Raw genomic sequence first — 6,454 nt, 5'->3', positions numbered from 1 at the left:
CGACCTGGAGATATGGACGCTCACTTAGTGAGTTGACCACTGCGGAGTGGTAGTTCAGTTGGTTAGAATACCGGCCTGTCACGCCGGGGGTCGCGGGTTCGAGTCCCGTCCACTCCGCCACTTATTAAAAAAGCCCTGCTAGAAATAGCAGGGCTTTTTTACATCTCAAGAAAAGTGTTTTGCCCTTCGGCCGAATGAGTCCTACAAAGGGTTTGCCTGAAGTCCGCAACCCCGCCCATTCCGCTACTTATTAGAAAGCCTAGTCTGACGACTAGGCTTTCGTCGTTTCTGGGGTATGAGTTTTTGGATTTTGGTTACAGACCTTATCGCTATATATTGAGGCGTCTCTCTAGATAGAGGGAGGCTCGTGCTGTTTTACATTTAAACCTGACGAATTGAGATGGTTACCTCTAATTCTTTTTGCTACACCCTCTAAAGATAACGGAGCATCAAATTAGACTAATATTAGCGCAAGTGAGTATAAGGGGGGTGCCAATAACGCTAGTTCCTCGTTGTAAGGAGTGGCGATTAGGATATAGAAAGTAATTGTCGATTGAGTTGGTATCTTACTTGGTTGTTATTTGTATCTGATAGCCTTAATTATTAGGCTGACTAAGAAAGGTAGATACTTGGAGATTTAGGCGTTGGCATTAGTCTTGAGTAAATAGTGAAATTACAACAAACAAACTTATCTCGCAGATACAAAAACGCCTAGCGTTTGCTAGGCGTTGATAAATATCGACTACAATATTTGTTTAAGGACTCTATCGGCTTTGACACGAGTGATCTTACGAATCAACTTCTGAACCTCCATCGGATAGCTCTCAATCTTGTCCAATTGCTTATAAGTGCAGATTAGCTGTGTGTGTTGAACAATATTATCAACCTCAGCTTGGAATTTATCCGTTATATGATGATAGTTATCTTGGATGAATATGCCATTTTCTAAGTCCAACTTCCATGCGCGTGGGTTTAGGTTATTACCTGTGAGTAGCATGTAGCGTTTATCAACCCAAATGCCCTTCAAATGGAAGCTGTTGGAATCGTGTTGCCAAAGTCGGATAGACAGGTTACGACTTGCTATATTCGCTTCATTTGCCTTCGCAAATCGACGCAGGTTCAATTCGTATAAGTAAGGCAAGCCACCAATCGTTTTAAACTCTTCCTCTGGGGAGATAAAGAAGTCATTGGCTGTCTTATCGCCGACAACAATCGTGACCTTTACGCCACGCTTAAGTGCTCTCTTCACTTCCTTCGCTAGGCTAGGCGGAAAATTGAAATATGGCGTACAAATGAAAATTTCATCTTTAGCTTGAGCAACCAGTTGGTTTATTCCCTGATTTAGGCGGTTACGTCTCTTACCTATACCAACTAAAGGAGTTACGGCCACTTGTTCTGCGGAGACATCTTGAGAGTCGAACTTGTATTGAGAGCGTGCTAATGATGCTCTGAATTGACGGATTGCAGGTTTCAGTTCTTTGGTAACTGGTTTGTTTTTATCAGCCAAATCATAAACAGCGATGTCTGAGATCATTTGTTCTTGGACATAGGAGAACATCGAGTCAGCAAGTGTTGCGTTGTTTAAAACATGGTAGCGATCGAAACGGTAACGATCATGATAACTTAAATAGATATTGTTAAGGCTTGCACCGCTGTATATCACGCTGTCATCGACGATAAAGCCTTTTAAGTGCAATACGCCAAAGACTTCTTTGCCGCGGACTGGAATGCCATAGACGGGTACAGAGTGCTGATATTTTTCCGCAAACTCTTTATACATGGCTGCATTGCCTTCAGAAGACTCCGCACCAATCAATCCACGTTGAGCTCTGTGCCAATCGACACATACACTCACATCTAATTCTGGATTCTTTTGCTTTGCTTCATATAAGGCAGTTAGGATCTCACGGCCAGCCTCATCATCTTCAAGATACAAAGCGACTAAACTAATACGAGTTGTTGCGCGAGATATCTCATCAAGTAAGCGAGTTCTAAACTCTTGCGCTGATAGTAGTACTTCAAACTTGTCAGGATTCTGCGCTATGGTTGGCAACTGTATGAATGGATTCCTACTGGCAATCATATTGACTGTTTTACCTTAAAAATATGCAAAATTGCGAACCTTTAATTTTACCAAAGGGATAGCATCAAATACTAGATAATCGAGTCACTCTCTAACAATTTTGCTGATAATGCATAGGAATGAGATCTTTTCCGCTATTCGAATAGCGCTCATATAAGACTCTCAAACCATTTGGTAGTTCATTGGGATCGATTTGTATGAATTGATGACGATTGTAGAAATTAGTCAGATGAGAATACGCGAAGCAATAATCTTTTTCCGTCAGCGTGTGAAGAACACAATAATCCATTAGCTGTGAACCTAATCGCTTGCCACGGTATTCCTTAGAGATAGCCATTCCGGTAAGTAAGCGTGCATCTTCTATCGTTCGAAAGCGAACTACACCACATAACTGGCCGTCTAGTTCTAATGAGTAGATTTTTTCGCTTTTGTTGGCTTTACCTGTTGGGTAATGCTCTTTGTAAAAACGCTTAACGAGGGGAACCTTTACGGGGTCTAATTGAGTAATGATGACATTGTTCATTCAGTCACTGCGCCATTTGTTTATCTGCTGTAGAATGATGGCAGTGTAAGTTAATTGAATATCGCCATGCAATTCCATCTCAATGCTAGTTTAAAAAATGTTCATACTTTTTCTATCGATCAGACCTGTGATGCGTTGGTTGAAGTAACTACGATCGACGAACTGATTTCGGTTTATAGGAATCCTAAATGGTCAACTTCACCTAAGTTAATTCTGGGTAAGGGTAGCAATATGCTTTTTACAAAGCATTTCGCTGGTTTGATCATTGTGAATAAATTAGCTGGGATTGAGCTGACCGAGACGGACCGTCATCACCTTCTGCATGTGAGTGGTGGTGAGGATTGGCCAAGCTTGGTTGAGTGGAGTGTTGATAAAGGTCTGGGTGGTCTAGAAAACCTCGCAATGATACCTGGTTGTTCAGGTTCTGCTCCGATTCAGAATATTGGTGCGTATGGTGTTGAACTGCAAGACGTATGCGAATATGTTGATATTCTGTATCTGGATACTTATACAGTTAAGCGGTTAAGCGAAGAGGAATGTCTCTTTGGCTACCGAGATTCTATTTTTAAGCACGCTCTCTATGGCAAAGCGATTGTTGTTGCGATTGGTTTGACCCTACCTAAAGAGTGGAAGCCATGTAACCACTACGGCCCGCTTAAAAGCTTACCTTTAGAGACACTTTCCCCTCGTTCTATATTTGATGAAGTGTGTGCTATACGCTCAAGCAAGCTACCAGACCCTTCCGTGCAGGGTAATGCGGGAAGTTTCTTCAAAAACCCTGTGATCAGCAAAGATCATTTTGATCGGCTGTCTGCGTTATACCCAAACATTGTCGGTTATGAGAGTAACAACATGATCAAAGTTGCCGCTGGGTGGCTCATTGATCAATGCCAGCTGAAAGGTGTGATTGAAGGTGGTGCTCAAATTCATCCAAACCAAGCTTTGGTTATCATCAATTATGATGAAGCGTCTGCTACGGATATCCTCAGACTTGCAGCGCGAGTACGTCAAGCTGTCCTAGACAAGTTCGACATATTATTGGAACACGAAGTTCGCTTCATGGGTCAAGACAGTGAGACAAACTTAGACAAGGCTTTGGAGGCCATGGCATGAGAGAACACAGTACCAAGCTCACATTGCTAAAATGTCTTGCTGATGGCGAGTTTCACTCTGGTGAAGATCTGGGTGAAGTGATGGGTGTGTCGAGAGCCGCTATCAGCAAACATATTAAAGGTATTCAAGAGTGGGGTTTGGATATCTATCGAGTGCAAGGTAAGGGATATAAGTTAGCCAATCGTTTGGATATGCTTGACCAAGAAAAATTGTCTGCGGTCAGTCGTGATGCTTCTCTTGAACTCATTCCAATCATAGGTTCAACAAACCAACACCTATTAGAGCGTACTAATACCCTCGAATCAGGTTCGGTCTGTATTGCTGAATATCAAGCTGCAGGTCGTGGACGTCGTGGAAGAGAGTGGGTATCGCCATTTGGTGCAAATCTTTACCTTTCAATGTATTGGAGGCTCGATGCAGGTATGGCTGCCGCTATGGGGCTAAGCCTTGTCGTTGGCGTTGCTGTTGTTGAAGCCTTGGAAGAGATGGGTGTTGAAGGTGTTAAACTGAAATGGCCGAATGATCTTTACCATCATGACAAGAAACTCGCGGGTATTTTAGTCGAGTTGTCAGGACAGTCTGGTGGCGCTGCTCATATTGTTATTGGTTTGGGACTAAACCTGTCCATGGACCTGACAACATCAGGTATTGGTCAGCCGTGGACGTCTCTCAAAGAGGTCTGTGATGGAAAAGTGCCCGACCGTAACCAGTTAGCACAGGCTCTGATCAATGCTTGGGACAAGTCACTTGCCGACTATGAGTTGAAAGGAATGTCTAATTTTGTCGAACGGTGGAACCGCTTAGATAATTTCTTAGGTCGCAACGTAAGGTTGATTATTGGACCTAGAGAAATTGAAGGTGTCGTTCAGGGGATTGATGAACAAGGCGCCGTGCTGCTCAAAACTGAGAGTGGTATAGAGAGCTATATCGGGGGAGAAATCTCGCTGAGAAAAGGAGACTAAGGCTCTACTATTTTCTTAGTAACACTTCTTCGACCATATGATCTGCGCCCTTGCGTAGAATCAGGTGAGCCCTTTCTCTGGTCGGAAGGATATTCTGCTCTAGGTTTAAACCATTGATTGATTGCCAAATACCTTCTGCTTTTTCCTTAGCGGCTAGATCTGATAATTTAGTGTAGTGCCCGAAATATGACCCAGGTTTAGCGAAGGCACCTTCACGAAACTTCATAAAACGATTTACATACCATTGTTGAATTTGAGCGCTTTCAGCATCGACATATAACGAGAAGTCGAGGAAGTCTGAAATGAAGACTCTATGAGGCTCATGTGGGTAATTCATACCGCTTTGTAGAACGTTGAGTCCTTCAATAATAAGCACATCTGGTAAGTCGACCTCTTTTACTTCATTGGTAATGTTGTAGGTGAGGTGAGAGTACACAGGTGCTGTCACATTACGCTTGCATGCCTTCACGTCTGATACAAAATTAACTAGCGCTTTAATATCATAAGACTCAGGGAACCCTTTTTTACTCATTAAGCCTTTTTCTTCCAGTATTTCATTGGGGTATAAGAAGCCATCTGTCGTAACCAGTTCAACTTTAGGATGGTTTTCCCAACGAGATAGCAACGCTTTCAGTAGACGAGCTGTTGTACTTTTCCCTACCGCAACACTGCCAGCGATACCAATAATGAATGGTGGCGCAGTTTCTTTCTTATCCAGAAATTGATGGAGCACTGAGTTTCTATTTTGTCGAGCGGCCACATAGAGGTTTAACAGGCGCGATAACGGTAGATAAATCTCTACGGCTTCTTCCATTGTCAGCTTTTCATTGATGCCTTGAAGCTCTTTCAAATCGCTCTCAGAAAGTGTCATTGGAACTAAATTCCTTAGTTCAGACCACTGCGCGCGGTCAAATGACATAAATGGGCTCATACAAAACTCTATAGTGGATAACAAAACAAGTGCATGGAAAATACATCAAGCGATAGATAAATTAAATATCTTCCTTTGCTAGATGCGGATTAAAGGCAGAAACCTTGAGCTAAATAACCGTATATAGGAATTTGATAAGAGAATTTTACACTTTTTTGCAATTTACTATTGCAAGGTGGAAAATCATTCAATAAAATGCGCCCCACTTGTGCCGACTTAGCTCAGTAGGTAGAGCAACTGACTTGTAATCAGTAGGTCACCAGTTCGACTCCGGTAGTCGGCACCACTTTCTCCCTTCTATTTATAGAGAGCGAGAGAAAGATCAAAATTTGGAGGGGTTCCCGAGTGGCCAAAGGGAGCAGACTGTAAATCTGCCGGCACTGCCTTCGATGGTTCGAATCCGTCTCCCTCCACCATATTCTAAAGGTTAAATAGCTCAAAAGAGTTACGTGTTGCGTGCATCGTATAATGGCTATTACCTCAGCCTTCCAAGCTGATGATGCGGGTTCGATTCCCGCTGCACGCTCCAACTCATTTTTGTGTGCTGATATAGCTCAGTCGGTAGAGCGCACCCTTGGTAAGGGTGAGGCCCCCAGTTCGACTCTGGGTATTAGCACCAGTCTAAAGCTTCTTCTCCTTTAATAAAAAAAACCATTTTTTTTGGTTGCGTGGTCTTATTTTAAGCCACCTAATCCGTACCTAGAGGGACACCCCATGTCTAAAGAAAAATTTGAACGTACGAAACCGCACGTAAACGTTGGTACTATCGGCCACGTTGACCACGGTAAAACAACTCTAACTGCTGCTATCTGTACTACACTTGCAAAAGTGTACGGCGGTGT

The 6,454-nt window shown here is 43.0% G+C and carries 6 protein-coding genes and 5 tRNA genes; 8 read left to right on the top strand and 3 right to left on the bottom strand.

Annotated elements, in window-relative coordinates; translation table 11 throughout:
* Positions 1-43 precede the first annotated feature (43 nt).
* Positions 44-120 (top strand) — tRNA-Asp (locus tag L3V35_RS25235).
* A 622-nt stretch (positions 121-742) separates the two neighbouring features.
* Here the strand turns inward: L3V35_RS25235 and pssA are convergent.
* Together pssA and L3V35_RS25225 are read right to left on the bottom strand one after the other, a co-directional pair.
* On the bottom strand, positions 743-2,083 hold the full coding sequence (gene pssA / locus L3V35_RS25230) for a CDP-diacylglycerol--serine O-phosphatidyltransferase (protein ID WP_237300843.1): 1,341 nt from the start codon (positions 2,081-2,083) through the stop codon (positions 743-745).
* 91 nt (positions 2,084-2,174) lie between these two features.
* The gene (locus L3V35_RS25225; RefSeq protein ID WP_171309486.1) at positions 2,175-2,606 is read right to left on the bottom strand and encodes a GNAT family N-acetyltransferase; all 432 of its coding nucleotides are present in this window, start codon (positions 2,604-2,606) and stop codon (positions 2,175-2,177) included.
* 66 nt (positions 2,607-2,672) lie between these two features.
* On the opposite strand from L3V35_RS25225, the gene murB reads away from it, so the two are divergent.
* Positions 2,673-3,719, top strand: a complete 1,047-nt coding sequence (gene murB / locus L3V35_RS25220; protein ID WP_237300842.1) for a UDP-N-acetylmuramate dehydrogenase — start codon at positions 2,673-2,675, stop codon at positions 3,717-3,719.
* Positions 3,716-4,681 (top strand): bifunctional biotin--[acetyl-CoA-carboxylase] ligase/biotin operon repressor BirA, encoded by a 966-nt coding sequence (gene birA / locus L3V35_RS25215; protein WP_237300841.1) that lies wholly within the window; start codon positions 3,716-3,718, stop codon positions 4,679-4,681. Before murB ends, birA begins: the two co-directional genes overlap by 4 nt.
* A gap of 7 nt (positions 4,682-4,688) precedes the next feature.
* Here birA and coaA read toward each other — a convergent pair whose 3' ends face one another.
* Positions 4,689-5,612 (bottom strand): type I pantothenate kinase, encoded by a 924-nt coding sequence (coaA, locus tag L3V35_RS25210; RefSeq protein ID WP_146458067.1) that lies wholly within the window; start codon positions 5,610-5,612, stop codon positions 4,689-4,691.
* 210 nt (positions 5,613-5,822) lie between these two features.
* Here coaA and L3V35_RS25205 point away from each other — a divergent pair.
* The 5 genes from L3V35_RS25205 to L3V35_RS25185 all read left to right on the top strand — a co-directional run.
* Positions 5,823-5,898, top strand: a tRNA-Thr gene (locus L3V35_RS25205).
* Positions 5,899-5,943: 45 nt separating this feature from the next.
* Positions 5,944-6,028, top strand: a tRNA-Tyr gene (locus L3V35_RS25200).
* 38 nt (positions 6,029-6,066) lie between these two features.
* Positions 6,067-6,141 (top strand) — tRNA-Gly (locus L3V35_RS25195).
* Between the two features lie 14 nt (positions 6,142-6,155).
* Positions 6,156-6,231 (top strand) — tRNA-Thr (locus tag L3V35_RS25190).
* A gap of 95 nt (positions 6,232-6,326) precedes the next feature.
* On the top strand, positions 6,327-6,454 hold a 128-nt coding region (locus L3V35_RS25185), incomplete at its 3' end, for a GTP-binding protein (RefSeq protein WP_227484038.1).

The sequence above is a fragment of the Vibrio sp. L5-1 genome (assembly GCF_021728315.1).
Classification (GTDB): Bacteria; Pseudomonadota; Gammaproteobacteria; order Enterobacterales; family Vibrionaceae; genus Vibrio; species Vibrio splendidus_K.
This window is presented reverse-complemented; position numbering and strand designations above follow the sequence as displayed.